The sequence below is a fragment of the Pseudoxanthomonas sp. genome, from assembly GCF_051953815.1.
Taxonomy (GTDB): domain Bacteria; phylum Pseudomonadota; class Gammaproteobacteria; order Xanthomonadales; family Xanthomonadaceae; genus Pseudoxanthomonas_A.
This window is the reverse complement of sequence record NZ_JBQCIJ010000050.1, coordinates 26475-52107: the sequence shown is the minus strand read 5'-3', so window position 1 is coordinate 52107 and position 25633 is coordinate 26475. Positions and strand designations below refer to the sequence as shown.

Annotated in this window: 27 protein-coding genes, 1 other RNA gene and 1 pseudogene; 16 read left to right on the top strand and 13 right to left on the bottom strand. The window is 68.7% G+C overall.

All coding sequences use genetic code 11. From position 1 onward, the window contains the following. Nucleotides 1-38 precede the first annotated feature (38 nt). Both ACTHN1_RS15945 and ACTHN1_RS15940 read right to left on the bottom strand, forming a co-directional pair. The gene (locus ACTHN1_RS15945) at nt 39-1361 is read right to left on the bottom strand and encodes an aminopeptidase P N-terminal domain-containing protein (protein WP_440471919.1); all 1323 of its coding nucleotides are present in this window, start codon (nt 1359-1361) and stop codon (nt 39-41) included. Further along, nucleotides 1361-1915, bottom strand: a complete 555-nt coding sequence (locus tag ACTHN1_RS15940) for a UPF0149 family protein (protein WP_440471918.1) — start codon at nt 1913-1915, stop codon at nt 1361-1363. Before ACTHN1_RS15940 ends, ACTHN1_RS15945 begins: the two co-directional genes overlap by 1 nt. A gap of 134 nt (nt 1916-2049) precedes the next feature. Between ACTHN1_RS15940 and ACTHN1_RS15935 the strand changes: the two genes are divergently transcribed. The 9 genes from ACTHN1_RS15935 to ACTHN1_RS15895 all read left to right on the top strand — a co-directional run bounded on the left by ACTHN1_RS15935 (nt 2050) and on the right by ACTHN1_RS15895 (nt 8546). Then, nucleotides 2050-4308, top strand: a complete 2259-nt coding sequence (locus ACTHN1_RS15935) for a putative bifunctional diguanylate cyclase/phosphodiesterase (RefSeq protein ID WP_440471917.1) — start codon at nt 2050-2052, stop codon at nt 4306-4308. A 59-nt stretch (nt 4309-4367) separates the two neighbouring features. After that, entirely contained in the window at nt 4368-4589 is a 222-nt protein-coding gene (locus ACTHN1_RS15930) for a TIGR02449 family protein (RefSeq protein WP_141454012.1), read from the top strand. Then, nucleotides 4586-4885 (top strand): cell division protein ZapA, encoded by a 300-nt coding sequence (locus ACTHN1_RS15925; protein WP_440471916.1) that lies wholly within the window; start codon nt 4586-4588, stop codon nt 4883-4885. Before ACTHN1_RS15930 ends, ACTHN1_RS15925 begins: the two co-directional genes overlap by 4 nt. 89 nt (nt 4886-4974) lie before the next feature. Further along, nucleotides 4975-5161: non-coding RNA, 6S RNA (gene ssrS / locus ACTHN1_RS15920), on the top strand. 272 nt (nt 5162-5433) lie between these two features. Further along, nucleotides 5434-6036 (top strand): 5-formyltetrahydrofolate cyclo-ligase, encoded by a 603-nt coding sequence (locus tag ACTHN1_RS15915; RefSeq protein WP_440471915.1) that lies wholly within the window; start codon nt 5434-5436, stop codon nt 6034-6036. Then, nucleotides 6033-6503, top strand: coding sequence for an EVE domain-containing protein (locus tag ACTHN1_RS15910; protein ID WP_440471914.1), 471 nt, complete (start codon nt 6033-6035; stop codon nt 6501-6503). Before ACTHN1_RS15915 ends, ACTHN1_RS15910 begins: the two co-directional genes overlap by 4 nt. 5 nt (nt 6504-6508) lie before the next feature. Further along, entirely contained in the window at nt 6509-7162 is a 654-nt protein-coding gene (gene rpiA / locus ACTHN1_RS15905) for a ribose-5-phosphate isomerase RpiA (RefSeq protein WP_440471913.1), read from the top strand. 35 nt (nt 7163-7197) lie between these two features. Then, on the top strand, nt 7198-7659 hold the full coding sequence (locus tag ACTHN1_RS15900; RefSeq protein ID WP_440471912.1) for a DUF192 domain-containing protein: 462 nt from the start codon (nt 7198-7200) through the stop codon (nt 7657-7659). Between the two features lie 38 nt (nt 7660-7697). Next, nucleotides 7698-8546: a SirB1 family protein gene (locus tag ACTHN1_RS15895; RefSeq protein WP_440471911.1), complete on the top strand. Its 849-nt coding sequence runs from the start codon at nt 7698-7700 to the stop codon at nt 8544-8546. 109 nt (nt 8547-8655) lie between these two features. Here ACTHN1_RS15895 and ACTHN1_RS15890 read toward each other — a convergent pair whose 3' ends face one another. Then, nucleotides 8656-8847, bottom strand: a complete 192-nt coding sequence (locus ACTHN1_RS15890) for a rubredoxin (RefSeq protein WP_295376518.1) — start codon at nt 8845-8847, stop codon at nt 8656-8658. Nucleotides 8848-8912: 65 nt separating this feature from the next. Between ACTHN1_RS15890 and thiE the strand changes: the two genes are divergently transcribed. From thiE to ACTHN1_RS15875, 3 genes are all read left to right on the top strand, one after another. Next, the gene (thiE, locus tag ACTHN1_RS15885; protein ID WP_440471910.1) at nt 8913-9566 is read left to right on the top strand and encodes a thiamine phosphate synthase; all 654 of its coding nucleotides are present in this window, start codon (nt 8913-8915) and stop codon (nt 9564-9566) included. A gap of 108 nt (nt 9567-9674) precedes the next feature. Next, nucleotides 9675-10967, top strand: a complete 1293-nt coding sequence (hemL, locus tag ACTHN1_RS15880) for a glutamate-1-semialdehyde 2,1-aminomutase (protein WP_440471909.1) — start codon at nt 9675-9677, stop codon at nt 10965-10967. Next, nucleotides 10964-11584, top strand: coding sequence for an HAD family hydrolase (locus ACTHN1_RS15875; RefSeq protein WP_440471908.1), 621 nt, complete (start codon nt 10964-10966; stop codon nt 11582-11584). The genes hemL and ACTHN1_RS15875 overlap by 4 nt, the downstream gene beginning before the upstream one ends. A gap of 203 nt (nt 11585-11787) precedes the next feature. Here ACTHN1_RS15875 and ACTHN1_RS15870 read toward each other — a convergent pair whose 3' ends face one another. The 6 genes from ACTHN1_RS15870 to ACTHN1_RS15845 form a co-directional block, all read right to left on the bottom strand. Continuing rightward, complete coding sequence (locus tag ACTHN1_RS15870) at nt 11788-13017, bottom strand: acetylornithine transaminase (RefSeq protein WP_440471907.1); 1230 nt, start codon at nt 13015-13017, stop codon at nt 11788-11790. Nucleotides 13018-13116: 99 nt separating this feature from the next. After that, nucleotides 13117-13650 carry a cysteine hydrolase family protein gene (locus ACTHN1_RS15865; protein ID WP_440471906.1) on the bottom strand — a complete coding sequence of 178 codons (534 nt, stop codon included), beginning with the start codon at nt 13648-13650 and terminating at the stop codon, nt 13117-13119. Nucleotides 13651-13750: 100 nt separating this feature from the next. After that, nucleotides 13751-14173, bottom strand: a complete 423-nt coding sequence (locus tag ACTHN1_RS15860) for a VOC family protein (RefSeq protein ID WP_440471905.1) — start codon at nt 14171-14173, stop codon at nt 13751-13753. Between the two features lie 55 nt (nt 14174-14228). Then, nucleotides 14229-14636, bottom strand: coding sequence for a DoxX family protein (locus ACTHN1_RS15855; protein ID WP_440471904.1), 408 nt, complete (start codon nt 14634-14636; stop codon nt 14229-14231). Nucleotides 14637-14683: 47 nt separating this feature from the next. After that, nucleotides 14684-15112: an HIT family protein gene (locus ACTHN1_RS15850; protein WP_440471903.1), complete on the bottom strand. Its 429-nt coding sequence runs from the start codon at nt 15110-15112 to the stop codon at nt 14684-14686. Continuing rightward, the gene (locus ACTHN1_RS15845; protein WP_440471902.1) at nt 15112-15933 is read right to left on the bottom strand and encodes an SDR family oxidoreductase; all 822 of its coding nucleotides are present in this window, start codon (nt 15931-15933) and stop codon (nt 15112-15114) included. Before ACTHN1_RS15845 ends, ACTHN1_RS15850 begins: the two co-directional genes overlap by 1 nt. A 191-nt stretch (nt 15934-16124) precedes the next feature. Here ACTHN1_RS15845 and ACTHN1_RS15840 point away from each other — a divergent pair, with 191 nt between their 5' ends. Then, nucleotides 16125-18158 carry a VTT domain-containing protein gene (locus ACTHN1_RS15840; protein WP_440471901.1) on the top strand — a complete coding sequence of 678 codons (2034 nt, stop codon included), beginning with the start codon at nt 16125-16127 and terminating at the stop codon, nt 18156-18158. A 9-nt stretch (nt 18159-18167) separates the two neighbouring features. Here ACTHN1_RS15840 and ACTHN1_RS15835 read toward each other — a convergent pair whose 3' ends face one another. From ACTHN1_RS15835 to ACTHN1_RS15825, 3 genes are all read right to left on the bottom strand, one after another. Beyond that, the gene (locus ACTHN1_RS15835; protein WP_440471900.1) at nt 18168-18740 is read right to left on the bottom strand and encodes an LON peptidase substrate-binding domain-containing protein; all 573 of its coding nucleotides are present in this window, start codon (nt 18738-18740) and stop codon (nt 18168-18170) included. A 92-nt stretch (nt 18741-18832) separates the two neighbouring features. Next, nucleotides 18833-20197 (bottom strand): UDP-N-acetylmuramate:L-alanyl-gamma-D-glutamyl-meso-diaminopimelate ligase, encoded by a 1365-nt coding sequence (mpl, locus tag ACTHN1_RS15830; protein ID WP_440471899.1) that lies wholly within the window; start codon nt 20195-20197, stop codon nt 18833-18835. Between the two features lie 163 nt (nt 20198-20360). Beyond that, complete coding sequence (locus tag ACTHN1_RS15825; protein WP_440471898.1) at nt 20361-20939, bottom strand: adenylate kinase; 579 nt, start codon at nt 20937-20939, stop codon at nt 20361-20363. 121 nt (nt 20940-21060) lie between these two features. On the opposite strand from ACTHN1_RS15825, the gene ACTHN1_RS15820 reads away from it, so the two are divergent. Both ACTHN1_RS15820 and ACTHN1_RS15815 read left to right on the top strand, forming a co-directional pair. After that, complete coding sequence (locus tag ACTHN1_RS15820) at nt 21061-22317, top strand: 6-phosphofructokinase (RefSeq protein WP_440471897.1); 1257 nt, start codon at nt 21061-21063, stop codon at nt 22315-22317. 173 nt (nt 22318-22490) lie between these two features. Then, on the top strand, nt 22491-22649 hold the full coding sequence (locus ACTHN1_RS15815) for a hypothetical protein (protein WP_440471896.1): 159 nt from the start codon (nt 22491-22493) through the stop codon (nt 22647-22649). 128 nt (nt 22650-22777) lie between these two features. Here ACTHN1_RS15815 and ACTHN1_RS15810 read toward each other — a convergent pair whose 3' ends face one another. After that, nucleotides 22778-23305: a hypothetical protein gene (locus tag ACTHN1_RS15810; protein WP_440471895.1), complete on the bottom strand. Its 528-nt coding sequence runs from the start codon at nt 23303-23305 to the stop codon at nt 22778-22780. 253 nt (nt 23306-23558) lie between these two features. On the opposite strand from ACTHN1_RS15810, the pseudogene ACTHN1_RS15805 reads away from it, so the two are divergent. Continuing rightward, nucleotides 23559-25592: pseudogene (locus tag ACTHN1_RS15805) on the top strand (sodium-translocating pyrophosphatase); the annotation flags it as partial. Nucleotides 25593-25633 lie beyond the last annotated feature (41 nt).

Below are 25633 nucleotides of genomic sequence, written 5' to 3'. Positions count from 1 at the left end.
GTCGCGACTGACGTCGCTCCTGCGGGTTACGGGGCCTTTCAGCCCGCCATCGCCGCTTCGATTTCCTCGGCGCTGCGCGCCAGCCCCTCGGTCAGCACGCGATGGCCCTGCTCGGTGATGACCACGTCATCCTCCGTGCGGATGCCGATGCCCCGCCATTTCTCGGCGACGCTGGTGTCGTCCGGCGAGACATACAGGCCGGGCTCGATGGTGAAGGCCATGCCCGGCTCCAGCAGGCGCGATTCGCCCTCGATGCGGTAGTCGCCGACGTCGTGCACGTCCAGGCCCAGCCAATGGCCGGTCTTGTGCCGGTAGAAACGGCGATAGTGGCCTTCGGCGATGTTGCGCTCCAGCGATCCCTTCAGCAGCCCAAGCCGCAGCAGGCCTTCGGCCAGCACTTCCACCGCCGCCAGGTGGCCGGCCTCGTAGGGCTGTCCGGGCAGGGCCTGCGCCAGCGCCGCCTGCTGCGCCTGGCCCACCAGATCGTGCAGCGCGCGCTGCGCCGGACTGAAGCGGCCGTTGACCGGGAAGGTGCGGGTGATGTCGCTGGCGTAGTTGCGGAACTCCGCGCCGGCGTCGACCAGCACCAGATCGCCCTCCTTCGCGACACCGTTGTTGGCCCGGTAGTGCAGCACGCAGGCATTGGCGCCGGCGCCGACGATGCTGCCGTACGCGGGCCAGGCGTCGTTGGCGCGGAACACCCGCTCCACTTCCGCCTGCAACTCGTACTCGTGGACGCCGGGACGGGCCGCGCGCATCGCCGCGCGGTGCGCTTCGATGCTGATGTCGGCGGCCCGCTGCATCAGCTTTATTTCGTCCTTCGACTTGAACAACCGCAGGTCGTGCAGCAGATGGCCCAGTTCCAGGAACTCATGCGGCGGCTGTGCGCCTTGGCGCACCTGCGCGCGTACGTGGCGGACCCAGCCGATCAGCTTGAGATCGAAGTCGGCGTCGCGGCCGAAGTGGTAGTAGACGCGCGAGCGTCCTTCCAGCAGTCCCGGCAGGATCTCGTCCAGGTCCTCGATCGGATAGGCATCGTCCATGCCGTAATCCTCGACCGCGCCTTCCTGTCCCGCGCGCGGGCCGTCCCAGCTTTCGCGCTCGGGATCGCGTTCGCGGCAGAACAGCAGCACTTCGCCGTGGCGGCGGCCGGGCACCAGCACCAGCACCGCTTCCGGTTCGGGGAAGCCGCACAGGTACCAGAAATCCGAATCCTGGCGATAGGGATAGTGGGTGTCATGGCTGCGCACGCGCTCGGGCGCGGCCGGCAGCACCAGGATGGCGTCGTTGCCGGCCATCCGCATCAACTGCTTGCGCCGACGCGCGAACTCCGCGGCGGCCAGGCCGGTGTGTGCCTTCATCAGTTCAGCCGCTTGCGGTGACGCGGCCCCATCACGCAGTCGCCATGCAGCAGCAGGACCGCGATCCGGACGTATTCCTCGATCTCCGAGAGCGCGTCCTCGTCTTCCTGCTCGTCGCCGCCCTCCGGGCTGGCCTGGGCCAAGCGGCCCAGGTCCTGGAGCGCTTCGGCGCCTTCCTCCGACAACGGCGGATGGGCGCCCGCGGCCAGGCCGAAACTGCCCAGGAATCCCCGGCACCAGGCGAACAGCGCGTCGGCGCGGTCCACCGTGCTGGTTTCACCGTCGGGCAGCAGCAGTTCGAAGGCGAAACTGCGGTCTTCCAGTTGGGCCACGCTGGCCGTACGCAGGCGATCCAGCGCGCTGCCCGGCTGCGGCGTCGGCAATTGCGGATCCGCCAGCGCGCGCGCCGGCCAATCGGCCACGTCCGCCCCACCGCCGGCCAGCCAGCCGCAGAGCACGCCGTGGAGTTCGGCCGGGTCGGTCGCCAGGTGCTGCTGGCGCGAGGCTTCGCCGATTTCGGCGTAGGAAGGGAGATCGGACGGCTGATGAGACATGGACTAACGCAATCCGCGAACGGGTTCGGACAGACGCGAAGTGTAGCAACGAAAAGCCTCCGGGCCGCTTGTTGTGCCCGTTCGCCCGCCCCTACACTGCCCCATCTCCAGGCTCCGGACGGCCCCGCGTCTTCATGCTCTCCGCATTCGCCGCCGTGACCCATCCCAGCTGGCCGCTGTCGGCGCGGCTGCCACTGCTGGCGGTCGCGCTGCTGGTCCTGGGTGGTGTGGTGCTGGTGGCCACCCGGCGCTACTGGCGCCCCTGGCTGGACGCCCGGCGCATGCCGGCCGAGCCGGTGCGCGCCGAATCCACCCGCACCCGCGACGAACGGCTGAAACTGGCCCTGTGGGCGTCCGGCGAGCATTTCTGGGACTACGACCTGGTCCAGCGCAAGCTCTACCGGATGCGCGCGGACGAAACCGCGCTGCATTCCTCCGACATCACCGTGTTTACCCGACACGGCGAAGTGCCGCCAATCCACGCCGACGACATGCCGCTGGTGATGGAACGCCTGCGCCTGCACCTGCAGGGCAAGGCGCCGTTGTTCATGTCCGAACACCGCATGGACATGAACCAGAACGGCAACTGGATCTGGGTGCGCGCGCGCGGCCGGGTGGTCGAGCGCGATCCGGAAGGCCGCCCGGTCCGCATCGCCGGCACCGCCCGCGACATCACCCTGAGCCGCAACGCCGAGTACGAGCACCGCATCGCCGGCGAGGTCATGCGCAGCATGAATGAAGCGGTGGCCGTGCTGGACTGGGCCCACCACTTCATCACCATCAATCCCGCCTTCACCCGCATCACCGGCTACAACGAGGACGAGGTGATCGGCCAGCCGGCGCGGATGCTGGACAGCGACCAGCACGACGAAGCCTTCTTCGATCGCATGAACGCCGAGCTGCTGCACACCGGGCACTGGTCCGGCGAGGTCTGGAAGGTGCGCAAGGACGGCGAGGAAATCCTGTGCCGGATCGAGACCAACGTGGTTCCCGACGCGTCCGGCGAGCGCCAGTTGTACGTGCAGGTGCTGACCGACATCACCGAACAGAAGCGCGCCGAGCAGGAACTGCGCTACCTGGCCAACTACGACACCCTGACCAGCCTGCCCAACCGATCGCTGCTGTCCGAACGCCTCTCCCGCGCCATCGTCCGCGCCCGCCGCGAGCAGGGCCACGTGGCGGTGCTGTTCATCGACCTGGACCGCTTCAAGGACATCAACGACTCGCTCGGCCATGCCACCGGCGACCGGATCCTGCGCGCGGCCGCCTCGCGGGTGCAACAGACCGTCGGCGCCCAGCACACGGTGGCGCGCCTGAGCGGCGACGAGTTCACCGTGGTGCTGGAGGACATCGACTCGCTGGCGGACGCGGAGCGGATCGCGCAGCAGATCATCGATGCCTTCCGCACACCGCTGAACTTCGGCGAGCGCCTGGAGATGTCGGTGTCGCCCTCGATCGGCATCAGCCTGTATCCGCAGCACGCGCAGGTGCCGACCGAACTGCTGAAGCACGCCGACACCGCGATGTACCAGGCCAAGGCGATGGGCCGCCACACCTATCAGGTGTACTCCGAATCGATGGACGAGAAGACCCGCCATCGTGCCATCCTGGCCAGCGCGCTGCGGCGGGCGCTGGAGCGCAACGAGCTGTCGCTGGTGTTCCAGCCGCGGCTGGCGATCAAGCCGCAGCGGATTACCGCGGTCGAGGCGCTGATGCGCTGGGACAGCCCGGAATTCGGCATGGTGTCGCCGGCGCAGTTCATCCCGCTGGCGGAGGAGTCGGGCCTGATCCTGGAGATCGGCGCCTGGGCGCTGCGCGAGGCCTGCCGGATCATGCGCAGCTGGCACGACCGCGGACTGGAGGAACTGACCGTGGCGGTCAACGTGTCCGCCATGCAGTTGCAGCGCGGCGACCTGCCGGCGGTGCTGGCGCGGATCCTGGCCGAGACCGGCATCCCCGCCGACCGGCTGGAACTGGAACTCACCGAAAGCGTGGTGATGGCCAACCCCGAGCAGAACGCCGACACCCTGCGCGCCTGCCGGCGCCTGGGCATCTCCCTGGCCATCGACGACTTCGGCACCGGCTACTCCTCGCTGGCCTACCTGAAGCGGCTGCCGCTGACCACCCTGAAGATCGATCGCGAGTTCATCGGCGATCTCCCCAACGACGGCGACGACGCGGCCATCACCAGCACCATCATCACCATGGGCCGCTCGCTGGCGTTGAAGGTCATCGCCGAGGGCGTGGAAACCTACGATCAGTTCGAGTTCCTGCGCGACCACGGTTGCGACGAGGTGCAGGGGCACTGGGTGGCGCGCGCGCTGGAACCGGAGCAATGCCTGCAGTTCATCCAGGAGTACTACCCCGGTTCGGGCATGCGTGCGGTCTCCTGAACGGGGGTCACGGAAAACGCCCTTGACCGGCCTCCGGCCCCGCCCCTATCGTGCCGCCCATGGACAACGCCGACCCGCTGGAACAGATCCGACGCCTCTCCGCGCGCATCCAGGCGCTGGCCGATCGTTGCCAGCAACTGGCCGACGAGAACCGCAGCCTGCGCCACCAGCAGGAACAACTGGTCGGCGAACGTTCGCAACTGCTGGCCAAGAACGAACAGGCCCGTTCGCGCGTGGAAGCGATGATCAGCCGCCTGAAGTCCCTGGAGCAGCACACGTGAGCGCCAACGAGCCGGTCAGCATCCACATCCTCGACCGCGAGTACACCGTCGGCGTGGAGCCGGAGGAGCGCAGCAGCCTGATGGCGGCGGCCAAGCTGCTGGACAGCAAGATGCGCGAAGTGCGCGGCAGCAACCGGATGGCCGCGGTGGATCGGGTGGCGGTGCTGGCCGCGCTGAACCTGGCACACGAATTGCAGCAGCTGCGCGACGAGCGCGGTTCGCGCGATCGCGAACTGTCGCGCGCGCTCGACGATCTGCACCGCAGGCTGGACGAAGTGCTCGACGCACCGCGTTAGTGCATTGATCGCGCACGGTCGCGAACCGCGACTGAATTCGACCGACGAACGGACTAGGCAATTTCGGACGGGCCGCTATACTGGCGCTGCGTCCTCTGCTGTGAACGACAGCGCGCGCAAACATTCGCCTTGTCCCTTAATGACGACCACGGGATGGCAACGGTAGCCGGGAGTGCAGGTCCGCCTTCGCAGCGGGAAGCCCGATGGATATCCAGCCTTCCCACTTGAACCCCGGGTTCAAGGTCGTTTCGCGAGCATCGCCATGGCGGAGGACGTATTTTTCCCGCGCAGCAGCGCCGTCAGTCGCGACCCGGCCGGTCTTGCCATCCACCTTCTGCCGGATTGCTTCACGACGAAGCCGTCGTAACCCGGACCGTACTCCCGCGGCCGCGACTGACGGCGCTGCTGCCTTCCGCGGATTTCCCCGGGTTGTTTTTTCCGCTCGTTCCGCGCCGGAACGAGGCCGGATGGCGCTCCCGCGTCCGGACGAGCCGGGCCGTGGCGGCTTGGCTTAAAATTCCCGCCATGGATTCGCCCCGCCTGCCCTCATGAGTTCAGAACGCGACGCGCTCAGGCGCGAACTGCGCCAGCGCCGCCGCGCGATTCCCGCCGCCCAGCGCATCGCCGCCGCCGATGCATTGGCCGAACGACTGCGCGCGCTGCCGTTCCTGCCCGCCTCCGGCTATGCCGCCGGCTACTGGGCCATGGACGGCGAAATCGGCCTGCACAACTGGCAACTGCGACTGCCCGCGGGCCTGGTCTACTGCCTGCCTGTACTGCGCGCGGACAACACCCTGGGCTTCGCTCCCTGGCGTCCCGGCGATGCGCTGGTCACCAACCGCTTCGGCATCCCCGAACCGGACGTCGAGCCCGCCTCCGCGCTGGGACCGGAACAGATGGCGCTCGTGCTGATGCCATTGGTGGGTTTCGACGGCGAGGGCCATCGCCTGGGCATGGGAGGCGGCTGGTACGATCGCAGCTTCGGCTTCCGCCAGCGTTCGGCCGCGCCGCCATGGCTGGTTGGCGTCGGGTTCGCCACCCAGCAGGTCGACGCGCTGGCACCCGCGGCCTGGGACGTGCCAGTGGATGCCATCTGCACCGAGAGCCAGACCCTGTTCCCATCCCGCAGCCCCCACGGAATGCCCGCATGACCGCACGCAAGCGCTATTGGCTGATGAAATCCGAGCCGGATGCCTTCTCCATCGACGATCTGCGGAAGGTCGGCGTGGAACCGTGGAACGGCGTGCGCAACTACCAGGCGCGCAATTTCATGCGCGACGGCATGCAGGTCGGCGACGGCGTGCTGTTCTACCACTCCAACTGCCCGGTGCCGGGCATCGTCGGCATCGCCAAGGTGGCCAGCGCGGCCTATCCGGATCCGACCCAGTTCGACAAGAAGAGCGACTACTACGATCCCAAGAGCAAGCCCGAGGAACCGCGCTGGGTGCTGGTCGACGTCGCCTTCGAACGCAAGCTCAAGCGCACCATCCCGCTGGACGAAATCAAGCAGCAGGCCGATGCCCTGGGCGACGGCTTCGCGCTGATCGCCCGCGGCAACCGCCTGTCCGTGCTGCCGGTCACCGCCGCGCAGTGGAAACACCTCCTTTCCATGGAATGACCATCGTGTCGCAGAACGAACACAAGCGCCTGGCCGGCGAGAAGGCCATCGATTTCGTCGAGGACGGCATGATCGTCGGCGTCGGCACCGGTTCCACCGTGGCCTACTTCATCGACGCGCTGGCGCGGGTCAAGGATCGCATCGCCGGAGCGGTGTCCAGTTCCGAGCAGAGCACCCAGCGCCTGCGCGCGCACGGCATCGAGGTGATGGATCTGAACGCCAGCGGCACCCTGTCCCTGTACGTGGACGGCGCCGACGAGTGCGACCCGCACAAGCGCCTGATCAAGGGCGGTGGCGCGGCGCTGACCCGCGAGAAAATCATCGCCGAGGCGAGCCGCAAGTTCGTCTGCATCATCGATCCGGTCAAGCAGGTGCCGGTGCTGGGCAAGTTCCCGCTGCCGGTGGAAGTCATCCCGATGGCGCGCAGCCTGGTCGCACGCGAGATCCTGGCGATGACCGGCGGCCAGCCGGTCTGGCGCGACGGCGTCACCACCGACAATGGCAACTGGATCCTGGATGTGCACAACCTGTCGATCGTCGATCCGGTCGGGCTGGAACGCGAACTCAACCAGATCCCCGGCGTGGTCAGCGTCGGCCTGTTCGCGCGTCGGCCGGCCGACGTCGTGATCATCGGCGGCGAACCGCCGCAGGTGCTGTAATCCCCTTTTTGTCCGCAGCTCCCGCAGGAGGCCGCATGTTCTACCGAATTCTCGTTACCGGACTGCTGGCATTGGGCGGCTCGCTGTCGCTGAGCGGATGCGCCAGCGCGGATGGCCGCTGGGTGGAAATCGGCGGCCAGCGCTACCAGGTGGAAATCGCCGACGACGACGCCGAACGCGCGCGCGGGCTGATGTTCCGCGACGTCCTGGCCGACGGGAACGGCATGCTGTTCATCCATGACCGCGAGGAACCGCAGGCCTACTGGATGAAGAACACCCGGATCCCGCTGGACATCCTGTACTTCGACGACGAACGCAAGCTGGTCGCCCAGCGCCGCAACACCCCGCCCTGCTCGGCCGGTGACGCCTGCCCGTCCTATCCGAGCGACGTGCCGGCCCGCTACGTGCTGGAACTGAACGCCGGCGAGGCCGATCGCCTGAAGCTGCAGGACGGGGCTGAACTGCTTCTGGGCAAGGGCATCACCCCGGCCCGCTAGGGCTTGATCGCGGCGCGGAATGGCCCCAGTCTGGCGGCATGCCGGATCGCCTGACATTGCCGGATTGGAACAGCCTGGCGACCCGCGCCGACGAGTCGTTGCCGCTGCTGGAAACCGCGCTGCTGATCGCACGCGACGAGTACCCCGATCTCGATGCCGATCTCTACGACACGCTGGTGCGGAGCCATGTCGCGCATCTGCGCCACGAGATAGACGCGATCGCGTCGTGGCCGCTGAAGATGGCGGCGATCAACCGCCACCTGTTCGAGGAACTGGGCTACAGCGGCGATCACGAGGAGTACTACGATCCCCGCAACAGCTACCTCAACCAGGTGTTCGAGCGCCGGCTCGGCAATCCGATCTCGCTGGCGATGGTGCAGATGGAAGTCGCGCGCCGGCTCGGGGTGCCGCTGGACGGCGTGTCCTTCCCCGGCCATTTCCTGGTCCGCCTGCCGGTGGACGACGGCCTGCTGGTGATGGATCCGTTCAATGGCGGGCGGCCGCTGGGCGCCGACGAACTGCGCGAGCGCGCGCGTCCGCACCTCGGCGGCGACATTCCCGATGACAACGCGCTGCTGCGGATTCTCGATCCCGCCAGCCATCGCGCCATCCTGGTGCGCGTGCTGCGCAATCTGCATGGCGTATACGCCGAGCGCGACGAATGGGACCGCGCCGCGCGCAGCGCCGATCGCGTGCTCAAGCTGATTCCCGACCAGGCCGAGGCCCTGCGCGATCGCGGCATGGCGTACCTGAAAATGGAGCATCTCGGCGGCGCCCGCCAGGATCTGGCGCGCTACCTGCAACTGGTCCCGGAAGCCAAGGACGCCGTCGAACTGCGCGAGCGCCTGGTGGAGCTAAACGCCACGCCGCCGTCGCGGATGCATTGAGAGCGGGTTCGGGAAAGGCTCCGCCTCCCTTCGTCCTTGCACAAGCGCGGACGGGAACGCCTCTTCCGGCGAAAAGCCGTTTTCGCCCGTCCAGGCACGCCGGTCGGGTTTACGGCACTTCGACCATCTCGAAATCGTCCTTGGTCACCCCGCAGTCCGGGCAGGTCCAGGTGTCCGGAATGTCCTCCCAGCGCGTGCCGGGCGCGATGCCTTCTTCCGGCAAGCCGGCGGCTTCGTCATAGAGGAAGCCGCAGACCACGCACATCCAGGTGCGGTAGGTGGTGGCGGTGGCGTCGGTCATCGGATAATGCGGGCTGGTGGGCCGTTGATTGTCCCACTCCCGCCCCTGCACCGGAAGTTTCGCCGATGAATTCCCGCTGGCCGGCCGAAGGCCCCGCACGCGGCCACGCCCCGCGCGGCCTTTACCTCATCACGCCCGAAGAACCGGATACCGCGCGCCTGCTGGCACGGATCGCGCCGCTGCTCGCCGAGGGCGTCACCTGGCTGCAGTACCGGCACAAGGGGCCGGATGCGGCCCTGCGCCTGGAACAGGCCCGCGCCCTGCAGGCGCTGTGCGCGCCCGCGGGCGTGCCGCTGATCATCAACGACGATGTCGAACTGGCCGCCACGGTGGGCGCGGCGGGCGTGCATCTGGGCGAGGACGACGGCGACCTGGTCGCCGCGCGCGCGCGTCTGGGCGCCGCCGCCATCCTCGGCGCCTCCTGCTATGACGAGCTGGCCCGCGCACGGCGCGCGGTCGCCGCCGGCGCCAGCTACGTGGCGTTCGGCGCGTTCTTTGCCACCCGCAGCAAGGTCACCACGCGGCGGGCATCGCCGGCGCTGCTGGCCGAGGCCGCCGGACTGGGCGTGCCCCGGGTGGCGATAGGCGGCATAACCCCGGACAATACGCCTGCGCTGGCCGCCGCCGGCGCCGATCTGGTGGCGGTCATCGGGGGCGTGTTCGACGCCGCCGATCCGGTCGCGGCGGTTCGCGCCTACGTGCGCGGCTTTGCCGGCTAGCCGTCGCGCGGCTGTGGGAGCGACGCCCGTCGCGATGAAGCTTCCCCGGCGTTCCCTCGCGGCCCAGGCCGCTCCCACCGGACGCCCTCCTGCCTGTTTGGAATCCAGATGAACCACGATCATTCCCACGCCCTGTTCACCCGCGCCCAGCAACTGCTTCCCGGCGGCGTCAATTCGCCGGTGCGCGCGTTCAAGTCGGTCGGCGGCGAGCCCTTCTTCGTGCAGCGCGCCGACGGCGCCTTCCTGTACGACGTGGATGGCAACCGCTACATCGACTACGTGGGTTCATGGGGACCGATGATCGTCGGCCACAACCATCCGGCGGTGCGCGAAGCGGTGCAGGCCGCCATCCAGAACGGCCTGTCGTTCGGCGCGCCCTGCCCGGCCGAGGTCACCATGGCCGAAACCATCACCCGGCTGGTGCCGTCGTGCGAGATGGTGCGCATGGTCAACTCCGGCACCGAGGCCACGCTGTCGGCGATCCGGCTGGCGCGCGGCGCCACCGGCCGCAACCGGATCGTCAAGTTCGAAGGTTGCTACCACGGCCACGGCGACTCGTTCCTGGTCAAGGCCGGCAGCGGCATGCTGACCCTGGGCGTGCCCACCTCGCCGGGCGTTCCGGCGGGCCTGAGCGAGCTGACCCTGACCCTGAGTTACAACGACTTCGAAGGCGCGACCGCGCTGTTCGAGCAGTATGGCCAGGAAATCGCCTGCCTCATCATCGAGCCGGTGGTCGGCAACGCCAACTGCCTGCCGCCGCGCGAAGGCTACCTGCGGCATCTGCGCGAACTGTGCACGCGGCACGGCGCGCTCCTGATCTTCGACGAAGTGATGACCGGGTTCCGCGTCGCCCTCGGTGGCGCGCAGGCGCATTACGGCATCACGCCCGACCTGACCACCTTCGGCAAGGTCATCGGCGGCGGCATGCCGGTCGGCGCCTACGGTGGCCGCCGCGAACTGCTGTCGCAGATTGCTCCGGCCGGCCCGATTTACCAGGCCGGCACCCTCAGCGGCAATCCGGTGGCGATGGCCGCCGGCCTGGCGATGCTGGAACTGATCCAGGCGCCGGGCTTCCACGCCGGTCTGACGGACGCGACGAACGCGCTGTGCGACGGCCTGGAAGAAGCCGCGCGCGAAGCCGGCGTGCCGTTCTCGACCACCCGCGTCGGCGCCATGTTCGGCATGTTCTTCACCGACCAGTACGTGGATACCTATGCGCAGGCGGTGGCCTGCGACATCGGCGCGTTCAACCGCTTCTTCCACGCGATGCTGGATCGCGGCGTGTTCCTGGCGCCTTCGGCGTTCGAGGCCGGCTTCATGTCCAGCGCTCACGATCCGGCGATCATCGAGCAGACCATCGCCGCCGCGCGCGAGGCGTTCAAGGTGGTGGCGGCCGGATGAGGGTCCCGCCGCGCATCGAACGGATCCTGTTCGACTTCGACGGGGTCCTGGCGCATTACCACCACGAACAGCGCATCGCCCACCTCGCCGGTTACGCCGGCGCCGAGCACGAACGCGTGCGCGAGGTGCTGTTCACCTCCGGACTGGAAACCGAATACGACGGTGGCCGGATCAGCACGGCGCTGTACCTGTCACGCCTGGGCGAAGGCATTGCCCGGGCGATCGACGAGGACACCTGGATCGCCTCGCGAATGGCCGGCAGCCACGCCGACCCAGCGGTCATGGAACAGATCCTCGCTCTGGACGCCGGCCTCGAACTGGGCGTGCTCACCAACAACGGGCTGCTGATGGCGCAGGCGATTCCGCGCATCGTCGCGCCCATTCATCCGCGCCTGGAAGGCCGCGTGCTCTGCAGCGGTGCGTTGCAGCTGCGCAAGCCCGAACCGCGCATCTACACGCTGGCGCTGGAACACCTGGGCTGGGACGCGGCGCGCACGCTGTTCGTGGATGACGTGTTCGCCAACGTCCAGGGCGCGCGCAGCGTGGGCCTGCACGCGGACACCGTCACCGATGCGGCCAGCCTGCGCCAGGTGTTCAAACGCTACCGGCTGGCCTGACACCTGCCGGATTGCGGCAGGAGCGACGTCAGTCGCGACCGCGACATACACGGCATCCGGACAGCTTCCATCACGTCAATACCCGCCGGCGGGACGGCCCGCCGGCGCACCACCCGTGCCTGCACATGTCCAGGCCCGTTCAAGGCACGCGCCAGGGACGTTCCGGTCGGCGGTCGCGACCGACGTCGCTCCCGCATCTGCCGCTATTTCCCCGCGAACCGACGCAACGCCGCGTGCAGGCGCCGGCAGCCCTCGGCCAGTTCCTCGTCGCTGATGTTCAGCGCCGGCACGAAGCGCAGCACGTCCGGACCGGCCTGCAACAGCAGCACGCCCTGGGCGGCGGCGTGATCGAGGATCTCGCCGGCACGCCCCGCATGGGCGGGCTTGAGCACCGCGCCGAGCATCAGGCCACGGCCCCGCACCAGCGAGAACAGGCCCAGTTCGGCATCGATCTCGGTGAGCGCCTTGCGCAGCGCGGCCGACTGGCGCGCCACGTTGTTGGCGATGGCCGGCGCGGACAGCTTGCGCAGCGCCACCCGCGCGACCGCCGCCGCCAGTGGATTGCCACCGAAGGTGGTGCCGTGCGCGCCGAACTGCATCGCCTCGGCCACCTTCGGCCCGGCCAGCATCGCGCCAATCGGGAAACCGCCGCCCAGCGCCTTGGCAAGGGTGACGATGTCCGGCGTGACGCCGTCCTGCCAGTGCGCGAACAAGGTGCCGGTGCGGCCCATGCCGGACTGGATTTCGTCCAGCACCAGCAGCGCGCCGTGGTGATCGCACAGCTCGCGCACCGCGCTCAGGAATCCGGGCGCCGCCGGCATCACTCCGCCTTCGCCCTGCACCGGCTCCAGCATCACCGCGGCCACGTCGCCGGCGGCCATCGCGATTTCCAGCTGGGTCAGATCGTTGAAGTCCACATAGCGGAAGCCGCCGGGCAGCGGTTCGTAGCCTTCCTGGTACTTCGGCTGCGCGGTCGCGGTCACCGTCGCCAGGGTCCGGCCGTGGAAGCTGCCGCGGAACGTGATGATGACGCGCTTGTCCGGTGTCCGTCCCTGGCCGGCGGCCCACTTGCGGACCAGCTTGATCGCGGCCTCGTTGGCCTCGGCGCCGGAATTGCACAGGAATACCCGGCTGGCAAAGCGCGAGGAGGCCACCAGTTCCTCGGCCAGCCGCAGCGGCGGCTCGCTGTGGAAAACGTTGCTGGTGTGCCACAGCTTGCCGGCCTGCTCGACCAGCGCCGCCACCAGATCCGGATCGTTGTGGCCCAGGCCGCAGACGGCGATGCCGGCGGACAGGTCGATGTACTCGCGGCCCTCGCTGTCCCAGATGCGCGCGCCCTGGCCGCGCTCGAGCACGAGCTCGCGCTGGCGGTAGATGGGCAGGTAGTACTGCTTACCCTTGGCGAGCAGTTCGGACGCGGAGCTGGCGGTCATGGCGGCGACGGATCGGAGGAACGAGTCCGCCATTGTCGCTGATTTATGCGGCCGGAGGGCCTGTTGGCATGGCCCCGGACGGGAGCCGGGACGCCGGTTTCAGGCGAACAGGATCTGATCGGCCGGCAACGCCTGGATCCGGCGGCCGAAGCTGGTGATGTCCGGCAGGGTCGCGTTGTGGTGCGTGCGGATCTGCGCCGCGCTGGCGTGCGGCTTGTCGTGGGTGGTGTGGGCGTCGGCGGCCAGCGTCACCGCGTAGCCGTGCGCGGCCGCGCTGCGGGCGGTGGTGTCCACGCAGAACTCGGTGGCGTAGCCGCACAGCACCAGTTCCTCCACGCCCAGGAACGCCAGCACTTCGTCCAGGCCGGTGCGCAGGAACGAATCCGGCGTGCTCTTGCGGATCCGGCGATCCGAGGCCTCCACTTCCAGCCTCGGATCCAGTTGCCAGGCCGAAGACTCCGCTTCCATGCCGCTGGCGCGCTCGTGCTGGATGTAGATCACCGGCACGCCCTTCGCGCGTGCCCGCGCGGCCAGGCCATTGATGCGGGTGACGACATGCGCGGCGTCCGCGGGCGGCGGATCCGTCTCGAACAGACCACGTTGCACATCAATCACCAGCAGCGCCAGGCTCATCGGGGATCCGTCATGTCATCGCGGGATCACAGCTTCCCCGATCTCGATGACGAATCCAAGTGCGCTCCCCGCGTCGCGGCGACCGCCACCGTTGCGGCGTTCACCATGCGCCGACGTTCGCCATCGAAGTCCACGGCTCCTGCAGCGGCAACGCCGCGCCCTTCTGCAACAGTTCGATGGAGATCAGATCCGGCGTGCGCACGAAGGCCATGCGGCCGTCGCGCGGCGGGCGGTTGATGGTGATGCCCAGCGACTGCAGGTGCGCGCAGGTGGCGTAGATGTCGTCGACCTCGAAGGCCAGATGGCCGAAATTGCGGGCGCTGCCGTAGTCCTCGTCCGAACCCCAGTTGTAGGTGAGCTCGATTTCCGACTCCGGGTTGGCCGGCGCGCCGAAATAGACCAGGGTGAACTTGCCGGCCTCGTTGTCCATGCGCCGGATTTCTTTCAGGCCCAGGCCCTCGGTGAAGAATTTGCTGGTCGCGTCCAGGTCGTGGACGCGGATCATCGCGTGCAGATATTTCATGTCGTTCTCTTGAATCGTTGAACTTGAATCGTTGAAACGGATCCGTGCGGAACCGTCAGTGGAAAGCGGGGGAACGCCGGGGCCGGTAGGCCCACGCCAGCCCGAGCAGGCAGGCCAGGATCAACACGCTGTACTCCATGCCGTTGCGGCCCAGTCCCACCACGAACCAGCCTTCCTGCGCGTGCACCAACCAGATGCCGCACGCGTAGATGGCGCCGAACACCAGTGCCAGCGGGGTGACCCAGCGGCCCCACGCCAGCAACAGGGTAGCGGACAGTTCGAACACGGTGATGAACCAGGCGATGCCCGCGCCGAACGGAAACCCCTGCGCCTCCAGGAACTGGCCGAATGGCACCACGCCGCCCGCGCCCAGGCGGGCCGCGCCATGGATGAACAGCAATGCCGACAGGACGCAGCGGATCAGGGTCAGGCCTTGCCGGATGGAGGAAGCGTCAGCGGTCATCGGAATGCTCCGGTGGAAAAGACATTCTGGAAAATCGGCCTGGCACTTCAGGAGGTGATGTCGCAATGCGGGCGCAGGCGCGCGGCCAGCGCATCCAGCGTGGCGCGCGCGGCGGGCACGGGCAGGCCCTGCGGATACATCCGGAACAGGCCATCGCGATGCTGGCGCGGCTGCACGTGCAGATGCACGTGCGGCACTTCCTGACCGCCGGCGTGGCCGTTGGACTGCCACAGGTTCAGGCCCGGCGGATCGAACTCCGCGCGCAAGGCCCGCGCAATCCGCACCGCCATCCGCATCAGCGCGGCGGCGGTGTCCGGCGCCAGTTCGTAGATCGTCTCCACATGCGTGCGCGGCACCACCAGCACGTGCCCCGGGACCGCCTGGCGCAGATCCAGGAACGCGACCACGTCGGCATCCTCGGCCACCCGGCTGGCCGCCGCACGACCTTCGAGGATGGCGCAGAAGATGCAGTCCATCAGGGATCCAGGAACAGATCCGGCAGCAGCGGCTGCGAAGGATCGACCGCGTAGCCGGAGAAGTCCTCCACGCCGGCTTCGCGCAGGACCGCTTCATCGATCAGGAAATTCCCATGGAATCCGGCCGCGGGCCGGGTCAGCACCGCATGCACGGCATCGGCGACGATGGCCGGGGTGCGGCAGCGCGCGATCTCGACGCCGGGAATCATGTTCAACGCGTCGGTGGCGATGATGGTGCGCGGCCACAGTGCGTTGACCGCCACGCCCTGCGGACCGAACTCGCCGGCCAGGCCCAGGGTGACGAAGCTCATCCCCATCTTGGCCAGGGTGTAGCCGGTATGTGGCGCCCACCAGCGCGGATCCAGCGAGGGCGGCGGCGCCAGGGTCAGGATGTGCGGGTTGGCGGCCTGGCGCAGGTACGGTAGGCAGGCCTGCGCGCACAGGAAACTGCCGCGGGCGTTGACCTGGTTCATCAGGTCGAAGCGCTTCATCGGCGTGTCGAGTGCCCCGGCCAGCCAGATCGCGCTGGCGTTGTTGACCAGGATGTCGATGCCGCCGAATGCGTCCACGGTCGCCGCCACCGCCGCGCGCACGTCGTCCTCCTCGCGGATGTCGCATTTCAGCGCCAGCCCCTGCCCGCCCGCTTCGGTGACCGCCTGGGCAGCGCTGTGGATGGTGCCGGGCAATTTGGGATTGGGCACCGAGGACTTGGCCGCGATCGCCACGTTGGCGCCGTCGCGCGCCGCCCGCAGGGCGATGGCCAGGCCGATGCCGCGCGACGCGCCGGTGATGAAGAGAGTCTTGCCCTGCAGGCTGGCCATGGAAGTTCCGTGTCGGACGATGGAAAAGTGATGCCTTTCAGGATACCCGGCTGGACGCCGGCCCGGCGATGGCGCGGGGACGAACCGCCGGATACCGGTGTCGGGACCACGCCGCCAGCCACTTTTCACGTTGAAAGTCCACGCCCATCAGACGGGATGCCAGTCATGATCCGCCCCCTATAATCCAGCCGATGAATCCGTCCTGGTTCGACTCGCTGCTGGCCTGGATCAGCGCACATCCGGTGGCCGCGGGCGCGGTGATCTTCGCGATCGCCTTCTGCGACGCGGTGATCATCCTGGGGGCCATCGTGCCGGCGCTGCCGCTGCTGTTCGCGGTCGGCGTGCTGATCGGACTGGGCGAAATCTCCGGCCCTTATGCGCTGATCTGCGCCGCGCTCGGCGCCCTGGCCGGCGACGGCACCAGCTTCTGGGTCGGGCACCGCTGGGGACCCCAACTGCGCCGGCACTGGCCGTTCAGCCGTTATCCGCAATTGCTGGACAGGGGCGAAATCCTGTTCCGCCGCAACGCCATCAAGAGCATCCTGGTGGCCCGCTACGTCGGCCCCATCCGTCCGTTCGTGCCGGCGGTGGCCGGCATGCTGCGGATGCCGATGAAGCGCTATCTGCCGGCCAGCCTGCTGGCGGCGGTCTCGTGGGCCGCGCTGTTCCTGCTGCCGGGCTGGGTGTTCGGCCACGCCTACGACGCGGTGGCCGCGGTCGCCGGCCGGCTGGGCCTGGTGCTGGGCCTGCTCCTGGTGGTGCTGGCCCTGGCCTGGGCGCTGGTGCTGTACAGCTACCGCTGGTTCGCCGCCCACGCCGACGCCCTGCTGGCGCGCGCGCTGGCGTGGTCGCATGCGCACCCGGTGCTGGGCCGCTACTCGGCCGCGGTGTTCGATCCCAAGCGCCGCGAATCGGTGCCGCTGGCCCTGCTGGCGATCCTGCTGCTGGCGATCGTCTGGGTGTGGTTCGCCTTCCTGATCATCGTCATCGGCCACGGCGAACCGCTGGGCATCGATCTGGCGGTGCACGAACTGATGCAGGCGCTGCGCAATCCGCTCGCCGATCAGCCGCTGGCGGCGATCGCCTCGCTCGGCGACGAGCAGGTGCTGGCGCCGGCCTCGCTGCTGGTGCTGGTCTACCTGTGCTGGCGCCGGCGCTGGATGGCCGCCGCGCACTGGCTGGCCGCGCTGGCGTTCGGACTCGCCCTCACCGCGTGGCTGGGCGCCTCGGTCGACATTCCCAAGCCGCCGTCGGTCAGCAGCGGTTTCGGCTTCCCGTCCATCGCGGTGACGATGGCGACGATCACCTTCGGCTTCTTCGCCGTGCTGATCGCCCGCGAGCTGCCCGGCCGGCAGCGCGTCTGGCCCTATCTGGTCTCCGGCATCGTGGTGGCGCTGATCGGCTTCGCCCGCATCTACCTGGGCGCGCACTGGCTCAGCGACATCATCGGCGGCATGTTGTTCGGCATCGTCTGGCTGCTGGTGCTGGGCATCGCCTATCGCCGGCGCATGCTGCGCTCGTTCTGGATCACCCCGCTGGGCTGGCTGTTCTACGGGGCGTTCGCGGTCGCGGCGCTGTGGCACGCGCCGCGCAACGTGGATCGCATGCTGGCGCAGTTCGAGACGCCGGTGATGGTGCAGACGGTGGCGATGGACGACTGGTGGCAGCAGGGCTGGCAGCGCCTGCCCGCGCGCCGCAACGAGTTCGACGACGAGCAGCGCTGGCCGCTGGACATCCAGGTCGCCGGGCCCCTGGCGCCGTTGCAGGCGCGGCTGGAAGCCGCCGGCTGGCGGGTGCAGCCGCAGGCCGGCTGGCAGGACGCGCTCAACCTGCTGGACACCGATCTCTCCCCCGCCGAGCAGCCGGTGCTGCCGGCAACCCTGGATACCCGCGCCGAAAGCCTGCTGATGGTGCGCGACGGCGCCCAGCCCGGCCTGCGTTTCGTGCTGCGGCTGTGGCCGGCGAACACCCTGCTGCAACCCGGCGATACGCCGTTGTGGATCGGCAGCGCGCAGGTGCTGAAGCACCAGCAGGCGTTCCGCCTGGTGGGGGTGTGGCGTCCGCTGCGCGAAGCCGATGCCGCGCTGCTCGCGGTCAGCGCCGCCACCGCGCCGATGCAGCACCGGATCGAGCCGCATCCGCAATCGCGCCTGCCGGTGCTGCGCATACGCACCGATGGAGCGCCCGTGGCATCTGCCTCTGCCAGGCCTCCCGCCGGGCGCTGACGCGCCCGCTCAGGCAATCGCCGCGAGCAGCCGATCCAGACGTGCGTGCGGACTGTCCTCCTGCAGCAGCATCGCCCGCTGCTGCACGCTGAGCGGCAGCAGCTCGGCGAGCCGCCATCCCACCCAGGCGGCGTTGTCCATCTGCGCCGGCGTGATCCGGTTCAAGTCAGCGCCGGCCTGTTCGAGCAGGCTCTGCAGCAAAGTGGCCAGCAGGCCGTGCTGCGGCTGGAGTTCGTCATCGGGGTCGGCCTCGCACCACTGCACGTCACCCACCACCAGGCCGTTGTCGCGCACCCGCGTGCGCATCACCCGGAACCGGCGCGCGCCGCGCACGCGCAGGGCGAGCAGGCCATCGGGACCGGTGTCGAAATCCTCGATCACCGCTTCGGTGCCGTAGGCGGCCGGCACCGCGGGCTGCCCGGCTTCCTCGCCTTCCAGGATCAGGCAGATGCCGAAGCCGCGGCCAGCGCGGCCACAGTCGCGCACCAGATCCAGGTAGCGGCGTTCGAACACCCGCAGGCCCAGGCCGGCGCCGGGCAGCAATACCGCATGCAGCGGAAACAGCGGCAACGTTTCGGTCATCGGATCTCCGTCAGCCACGGCCCACGGCGGCGTGCCGGCATCCAGCCGTGATCCGGTCATCGAAGCAGCACGGCGGTGGGCCGAAGCCCACCCTACGCGGTTTCGCGCAACGCGGCCAGGAAGCGGCGCGGCGCGCCGTCGAACCCGCCATTGGACATGAACACCACGTGGTCGCCCGGACGCACGATGGCGCGCAGCGCGGCGATCAACGCATCCACGTCCGCGACGGTGCGCACATCGCCACGGACCGCCTCGATCACCTTGCCGGCATCCCACGGCAGCTCCGGCCGATGCAGGAACACCACCGCGTCGGCCAGCGCGAGCGAGGGCGCAAGCGCGTCGGCATGCGCGCCCAGCCGCATCGAATTGCTGCGCGGTTCCATCGCCACCACGATGCGCGCCTCGCCCACCTTGGCGCGCAGGCCTTGCAGGGTGGTGTGGATGGCGGTCGGGTGATGGGCGAAATCGTCGTACAGGGTGACGCCGTCGGCCTCGCCGATGACTTCCAGCCGCCGCTTGACGCTGCGGAAGCGCGCCAGCGCCGGCATCACCGTCGCCGGATCCACGCCGACCGCGTTCGCGGCGGCCAGCGCGGCCAGTCCGTTGAGCACGTTGTGGCGCCCCAGCAGTGGCCAATGCACTTCGCCCAGTTCGCGTCCCCGGTGCGATACCGCGAAGACGCTGCCATCCTCGCGGATCAGCCGCGCGCTCCACTCCAGCGCCGGGTCGAAGCCGAACCGCTCCACCGGCGTCCAGCAGCCCATCGCCAGCACTTCGGCCAGGCGCGCGTCCTCGCCGTTGACGATCAGGCGGCCACGGCGCGGTACCGTGCGGACCAGGTGATGGAACTGGCGCTGGATGGCGGCCACGTCGGGAAAGATGTCCGCGTGGTCGTATTCCAGGTTGTTGAGGATCGCCACCAGCGGACGGTAGTGGACGAACTTGCTGCGCTTGTCGAAGAACGCGGTGTCGTATTCGTCCGCCTCCACCACGAACTCGCGGCCCCGGCCGACCCGCGCGGAGACGCCGAAATCCTCGGCCACGCCACCAATCAGGAAGCCCGGCGCACGCCCGGCCGCTTCCAGCAGGTAGGTCAGGATGGTGGTGGTGGTGGTCTTGCCGTGGGTGCCGGCGACGGCGAGCGTGTCACGGCCAGGCAGCACCCGCTCGGACAACCACTGCGCGCCGGAGGTGTAGCGGCGTCCCTCGTCCAGCACCGCCTCGACCGCGTCGTTGCCGCGCGAGAGCGCGTTGCCGATCACAATCTCCTCGCAATCCGGCGAAATGTTGCGCGGAAGATAGCCCTGCGCCAGGGTGATGCCGAGCGTCTCCAACTGCGTGGACATCGGCGGATAGATGGCCTGGTCGCTGCCCTCGACCTCATGCCCGAGCTCGCGCGCGAGCGCGGCCACGCCGCCCATGAAGGTACCGGCGATTCCCAGAATGTGGATCTTCAAGACGACGCTTCCGTGGTGAACGACGAGACTGTAGCCCAGCGCCCGGATTTCGGCACGCGGGCGGGTCGGAGCGAAGGTGGCGCGCCGGCCCGGCGGCGCGGCGGATCACGAGCGGGCCGGCCGCCGCGGCGTGCGCGACGGCCCGGTCCCGCGGAAGCCGGCCTCAGCCGACTTCCTTGGCCGGCGACAGCGCCTCGATCAGGCGGCTGAACACATCGTCCAGCGAGCCCACGCCGTCGACGACGGTCAGCTGGCCGTGCTGGCGGTAGTACTCGATGACCGGCGCGGTCTGGCTGGTGTACTTGTCCAGGCGGTTGCGCACCACTTCCGGGGAATCGTCGTCACGGCCCTCGGCCTTGGCGCGGCCGGCGATGCGCTCCACCAGCAGATCGGTGGGTACTTCCAGTTGCACCGCGAAGTCCATCGGCTGGCGGATCCGGTCCAGCAGCGCGCCCAGCGCGTCGGCCTGGGCCAGGTTGCGCGGATAGCCGTCGAGGATGAAGCCGTTGGCCGTGTCCGGACGCGCGAAGCGATCCTCCAGCATGCCCAGCAGGATTTCGTCGCTGACGAAATCGCCGCGCGCCATGATTTCCTTGGCCTGCACGCCCAGCGGGCTGCCCGCCGCGACTTCGGCGCGGAGCAGATCACCGGTGGAAATGTGGGGAACCTGCAGATATTCCTTCAGACGCGCCGCCTGAGTGCCCTTGCCCGACCCGGGGGGGCCCAGTAGAACCAATCGCATTGTGTAACTCCCGAACTAGAATCCTGCTGGCGGTGCCGGGCGGCGGGATCCCCCGCGCCTCGCTGCACCGCGTCATCTGTGTGAAGCTTACCGCATCAAGACAACCCGGAACGAATCCCCCATGAGCCAGGGCACCCTACTTTATGCGCAGTCGGGCGGCGTCACCGCCGTCATCAACGCCACCGCCGCGGCCGTCATCGGCGAGGCACGTGCCCGTAAAATCAAGGTCTTGGCGGCCCGGAACGGCATCCTGGGCGCCCTGCGTGAGGAATTGATCGACACCAGCAAGGAGTCGGCGGCCGCCATCCGCGCGCTCGCCCAGACCCCGGGCGGCGCGTTCGGCTCGTGCCGGGTCAAGCTGAAATCGCTGGAAGCCGACCGCGCCCGCTACGAGCGGCTGCTGGCGGTGTTCAAGGCCCACGACGTGCGCTGGTTCCTCTACAACGGCGGCAACGATTCGGCCGACACCGCGCTCAAGGTGTCCCAGCTGGCCAAAGCGTTCGACTACCCGCTGACCTGCATCGGCGTACCCAAGACGGTGGACAACGATCTGGCCGTCACCGACACCTGCCCCGGCTTCGGCTCGGCGGCCAAGTACACCGCGGTGTCCGTGCGCGAGGCCGCGCTGGACGTGGCGGCGATGGCGGAAACCTCGACCAAGGTGTTCGTCTACGAAGCCATGGGCCGGCACGCCGGCTGGCTGGCGGCGTCGGCCGGTCTCGCCGGGCAGTCGCCGGACGATGCCCCGCAGATCATCCTGTTCCCGGAGCGCGCCTATGACGAAGCGGCGTTCCTCGCCCAGGTGAAGAAGGTGGTCGGGAAGGTCGGCTGGTGCGTGGTCGTGGCCAGCGAGGGCATCCAGCACGCCGATGGGCGTTTCGTCGCCGATGCCGGCGGCGGCAAGGATTCGTTCGGGCACACCCAGCTCGGCGGCGTGGCGTCCTATCTGGCCGGCCGGGTCAAGGATCAGCTGGGCCTCAAGGTCCACTGGACCCTGCCCGACTATCTGCAGCGCTCCGCCCGCCACATCGCCTCGAAGACCGACTGGGAACAGGCGCAGGCGGTGGGCAAGGCCGCGGTGCAGTACGCGCTGAAGGGCCGGAACGCGGTGATGCCGGTGATCGTGCGCGGTTCGGACGCGCCGTATCGCTGGAAGATCGAGGCCGCGCCGCTGGAGAAGGTCGCCAACCACGAGAAGAAGATGCCCGCGGGCTTCATCCGCAAGGATGGTTACGGCATCACCGCGGCCGCCCGCAAATATCTGGAGCCGTTGATCCGCGGCGAGGCGTATCCGGAATTCGGCCGCGACGGCCTGCCGAAATATGTCGCGCTGAAGAACGTGGCGGTGAAGCAGAAACTGCCGAAATGGGAAGGGTGAGGCGGACGCGCGGTCTCGCTCTCTCGCTGCTTCCCCTTCTGCCGCTGTCAGGCGATCTGCAGCGTGATGTGCGGGAGGGAATTCATTGCGCTTCGCGCGCTGATTGCCGGTACCGGCGGGCCATCGATCGACCATCACGTCAACGAGTACTACGTTGGATACAGGAGTCCGACGTGCTCAACATGGAAGTCGAGGCGGGCGAAACCTACTACGTGATCGGCGGCATCACCATGGGTTTCCTGGCCGGCCGGCCCAACCTGTCGCCGTCGGATCAGGCCGCGTTCGACGGCATGTCGGCGAAGCTCAAGCCGTCCAAGCCGCTGAAGAAGTAAACGCATCCACGACCGCGGCGGAGGATGTCCGATCCGCCGCCATCGTCAGCGCGGTCCGGAGCAACCGCGATCCTGCCTGATCGGCAGGGTCGCTTTTTCTTGCGCGATGGGGTTTCTCGTGCGGCTGTCTACGGGCACTTGCCCTCGACCTTCATTTCCGCCGCGAACAGCGGAATCTTCGCCTGCGCGATCTTGCCCGCCGCGAGGTCCTGCCTGGCGTCTTCCAGATAGATGCGGGCCTGGCCCTGGCCGTCCTTGTCCGGCGTGCTGACCGCGACCGGCTTGCGCCAGACCCGCACGATCGCCTGCTGCGAGGCGCAGGCAGCGCTGGGAATCCGGATCACGTCATTGAGCAGCCAGCCCGACGCCGCGTCCGGCTTGGCCTTGGCGGCATCCAGCAGGCGCGCGCGCGGCTGGCACTGCGCGCTGGTGCGGACCACGCTGAAGCGGTAGGGCTGCGCGGCATCGCCGGTGAACATGCCCTCGAAGCGGGCGCAGGCCTCCGGAATCTGGCGGATGGTATGGACCGCGCCCACCGCCTGCGCGGCGGCGGCGGCGGGCCGCTTGATCTCCGGTTGCGGCTCGGCCGCAAACGCAGGCAGGACGGCCGTGACGGCCAGGACGGCGGTCATGGCGAGGGGGGAAATCGGACGCATCGGGCAACCTCGGAAACTCGACCGCGCAAGGCTGGCACGGCCCGCCTGAACCCCGGCTCGTGGTTGGCGGGCGGGGCGGGCTCGGGTCATACTCGGGGCGCTCCAGGGATTGTCTGAACACGTCGGTATCCGCGCGGCTCCACCGCAGTGGCTGTATCCCATCGTTCGACAGGCTCCATCGGGATCACCGCCCCACCCGGATTTCGACCGTCACGCACTCGCCGGACGTCATCCATCAACCTTGGGAGGGGTCATGCTGGAACAACACGGTTTGACGCTGTCGCTGGTCTGCGCCGCGGTGGCAATTCTTTACGGAATATTCTCGGCACGCTGGATTCTGTCCCGGCCTGCCGGCAATCCGCGCATGCAGGAAATCGCGGCGGCGGTGCAGGAAGGCGCAAGCGCCTATTTGCGCCGGCAGTACACCACCATCGCGATCGTCGGCGTCATCCTGTTCCTGATCATCGGCCTGGTCCCCGCGCTGGGCTGGCCCACCGCCATCGGTTTCGCCATCGGCGCGCTGCTGTCGGGCGTGGCCGGCTTCATCGGCATGTTCGTCTCGGTGCGCGCCAACGTGCGCACGGCCGAGGCCGCCACCCATGGACTCAACCAGGCGCTGAAGATCAGCTTCACCGGCGGCGCGGTCACCGGCCTACTGGTGGTCGGACTGGGCCTGCTGGGCGTGGCCGGCTACTTCATCGTGGTCTGGAACGGCCAGCCCACCGAAGCGGCGATCAAAGCCGCCTTGCAGCCGATGGTCGGCCTGGCCTTCGGCGCGTCGCTGATTTCGATCTTCGCGCGACTGGGCGGCGGCATCTTCACCAAGGGCGCCGACGTCGGCGCGGATCTGGTCGGCAAGGTGGAAGCCGGCATTCCCGAGGACGACCCGCGCAACCCGGCGGTGATCGCCGACAACGTGGGCGACAACGTCGGCGACTGCGCCGGCATGGCCGCCGACCTGTTCGAGACCTACGCGGTGACGGTGATCGCGGCGATGCTGATCGCCGGCATCTCCTTCGCCACCTACGGCTGGGCCGGCGTGGTCTATCCGCTGGTACTGGGTTCGGTGTCCATCGTCGCCTCGGTCATCGGCACCTTCTTCGTCAAGGCGCGCGAAGGCGGCAAGATCATGAACGCGCTGTATCGCGGCCTGGCGGTCTCCGGCGTGCTGGCGGCCATCGCGTTCTTCTTCGTCACCAAATCGATGTTCGCGGCGGAACTGCTGATGCCGCTGTTCGGCTGCGCGCTGATCGGCCTTGTGCTGACCGCGGCGATGGTGGTGATCACCGAGTACTACACCGCCACCGAATACGCGCCCGTGCAGCAGGTCGCCAAGGCCTCGGAAACCGGCCACGCCACCAACATCATCGCCGGCCTGGCGGTGTCGATGAAGTCGACCGCGCTGCCGGTGATCGCGGTCGCCATCGCCATCCTCGCCAGTTTCTGGATCGGTGGCCTGTATGGCGTGGCGGTCGCCGCCACCGCGATGCTGTCGATGGCCGGCATGGTGGTCGCGCTCGATGCCTACGGCCCGATCACCGACAACGCCGGCGGCATCGCCGAGATGAGCGAACTGGGCCCGGACATCCGCCGGATCACCGACGCCCTGGACGCGGTCGGCAACACCACCAAGGCGGTGACCAAGGGCTACGCCATCGGCTCGGCCGCGCTGGCGGCGCTGGTGCTGTTCGCCGACTACGCGCACAAGCTGGGCGAGAAGTTCGGCGAGGGCGCGGTGAGTTTCGCGATCAACGATCCCAAGGTGGTGGTCGGCCTGCTGATCGGCGGCCTGATTCCCTATCTGTTCGGCGCGTTCGCGATGCAGGCGGTGGGCCGTTCGGCCGGCGCGGTGGTGGAGGAGGTGCGCCGCCAGTTCCGCGAGATCAAGGGCATCATGGAAGGCACCGGCAAGCCGGAATACGACAAGGCGGTGGACCTGCTGACCCGATCCGCCATCCGCGAAATGATCGTGCCCTCGCTGCTGCCGCTGATCATCCCGATCATCGTCGGCCTGCTGCTGGGGCCGGCCGCGCTGGGCGGCCTGCTGATGGGCACGATCGTCACCGGCCTGTTCGTCGCCATCTCGATGTGCACCGGCGGCGGCGCCTGGGACAATGCCAAGAAGTACATCGAGGAAGGCCATCACGGCGGCAAGGGTTCCGACGCGCACAAGGCCGCGGTCACCGGCGATACCGTCGGCGATCCCTACAAGGACACCGCCGGCCCGGCCATCAATCCGCTGATCAAGATCATCAACATCGTCGCCCTGCTGCTGGTGCCGCTGCTGCCGGTGGACGGCTGGTTCAAGGGCGGCGCGGGCGCGGCGCC

What these genes read in the sequence shown, in the direction of transcription:
- ACTHN1_RS15945 (WP_440471919.1), bottom strand. Translation starts at nt 1,361, where the DNA reads ATGAAGGCACACACCGGCCTGGCCGCCGCGGAGTTCGCGCGTCGGCGC.
- ACTHN1_RS15940 (WP_440471918.1), bottom strand. Translation starts at nt 1,915, where the DNA reads ATGTCTCATCAGCCGTCCGATCTCCCTTCCTACGCCGAAATCGGCGAA.
- ACTHN1_RS15935 (WP_440471917.1), top strand. Translation starts at nt 2,050, where the DNA reads ATGCTCTCCGCATTCGCCGCCGTGACCCATCCCAGCTGGCCGCTGTCG.
- ACTHN1_RS15930 (WP_141454012.1), top strand. Translation starts at nt 4,368, where the DNA reads ATGGACAACGCCGACCCGCTGGAACAGATCCGACGCCTCTCCGCGCGC.
- ACTHN1_RS15915 (WP_440471915.1), top strand. Translation starts at nt 5,434, where the DNA reads ATGAGTTCAGAACGCGACGCGCTCAGGCGCGAACTGCGCCAGCGCCGC.
- ACTHN1_RS15910 (WP_440471914.1), top strand. Translation starts at nt 6,033, where the DNA reads ATGACCGCACGCAAGCGCTATTGGCTGATGAAATCCGAGCCGGATGCC.
- ACTHN1_RS15900 (WP_440471912.1), top strand. Translation starts at nt 7,198, where the DNA reads ATGTTCTACCGAATTCTCGTTACCGGACTGCTGGCATTGGGCGGCTCG.
- ACTHN1_RS15895 (WP_440471911.1), top strand. Translation starts at nt 7,698, where the DNA reads ATGCCGGATCGCCTGACATTGCCGGATTGGAACAGCCTGGCGACCCGC.
- ACTHN1_RS15890 (WP_295376518.1), bottom strand. Translation starts at nt 8,847, where the DNA reads ATGACCGACGCCACCGCCACCACCTACCGCACCTGGATGTGCGTGGTC.
- thiE (WP_440471910.1), top strand. Translation starts at nt 8,913, where the DNA reads ATGAATTCCCGCTGGCCGGCCGAAGGCCCCGCACGCGGCCACGCCCCG.
- hemL (WP_440471909.1), top strand. Translation starts at nt 9,675, where the DNA reads ATGAACCACGATCATTCCCACGCCCTGTTCACCCGCGCCCAGCAACTG.
- ACTHN1_RS15875 (WP_440471908.1), top strand. Translation starts at nt 10,964, where the DNA reads ATGAGGGTCCCGCCGCGCATCGAACGGATCCTGTTCGACTTCGACGGG.
- ACTHN1_RS15870 (WP_440471907.1), bottom strand. Translation starts at nt 13,017, where the DNA reads ATGACCGCCAGCTCCGCGTCCGAACTGCTCGCCAAGGGTAAGCAGTAC.
- ACTHN1_RS15865 (WP_440471906.1), bottom strand. Translation starts at nt 13,650, where the DNA reads ATGAGCCTGGCGCTGCTGGTGATTGATGTGCAACGTGGTCTGTTCGAG.
- ACTHN1_RS15860 (WP_440471905.1), bottom strand. Translation starts at nt 14,173, where the DNA reads ATGAAATATCTGCACGCGATGATCCGCGTCCACGACCTGGACGCGACC.
- ACTHN1_RS15855 (WP_440471904.1), bottom strand. Translation starts at nt 14,636, where the DNA reads ATGACCGCTGACGCTTCCTCCATCCGGCAAGGCCTGACCCTGATCCGC.
- ACTHN1_RS15850 (WP_440471903.1), bottom strand. Translation starts at nt 15,112, where the DNA reads ATGGACTGCATCTTCTGCGCCATCCTCGAAGGTCGTGCGGCGGCCAGC.
- ACTHN1_RS15845 (WP_440471902.1), bottom strand. Translation starts at nt 15,933, where the DNA reads ATGGCCAGCCTGCAGGGCAAGACTCTCTTCATCACCGGCGCGTCGCGC.
- ACTHN1_RS15840 (WP_440471901.1), top strand. Translation starts at nt 16,125, where the DNA reads ATGAATCCGTCCTGGTTCGACTCGCTGCTGGCCTGGATCAGCGCACAT.
- ACTHN1_RS15835 (WP_440471900.1), bottom strand. Translation starts at nt 18,740, where the DNA reads ATGACCGAAACGTTGCCGCTGTTTCCGCTGCATGCGGTATTGCTGCCC.
- ACTHN1_RS15825 (WP_440471898.1), bottom strand. Translation starts at nt 20,939, where the DNA reads ATGCGATTGGTTCTACTGGGCCCCCCCGGGTCGGGCAAGGGCACTCAG.
- ACTHN1_RS15820 (WP_440471897.1), top strand. Translation starts at nt 21,061, where the DNA reads ATGAGCCAGGGCACCCTACTTTATGCGCAGTCGGGCGGCGTCACCGCC.
- ACTHN1_RS15810 (WP_440471895.1), bottom strand. Translation starts at nt 23,305, where the DNA reads ATGCGTCCGATTTCCCCCCTCGCCATGACCGCCGTCCTGGCCGTCACG.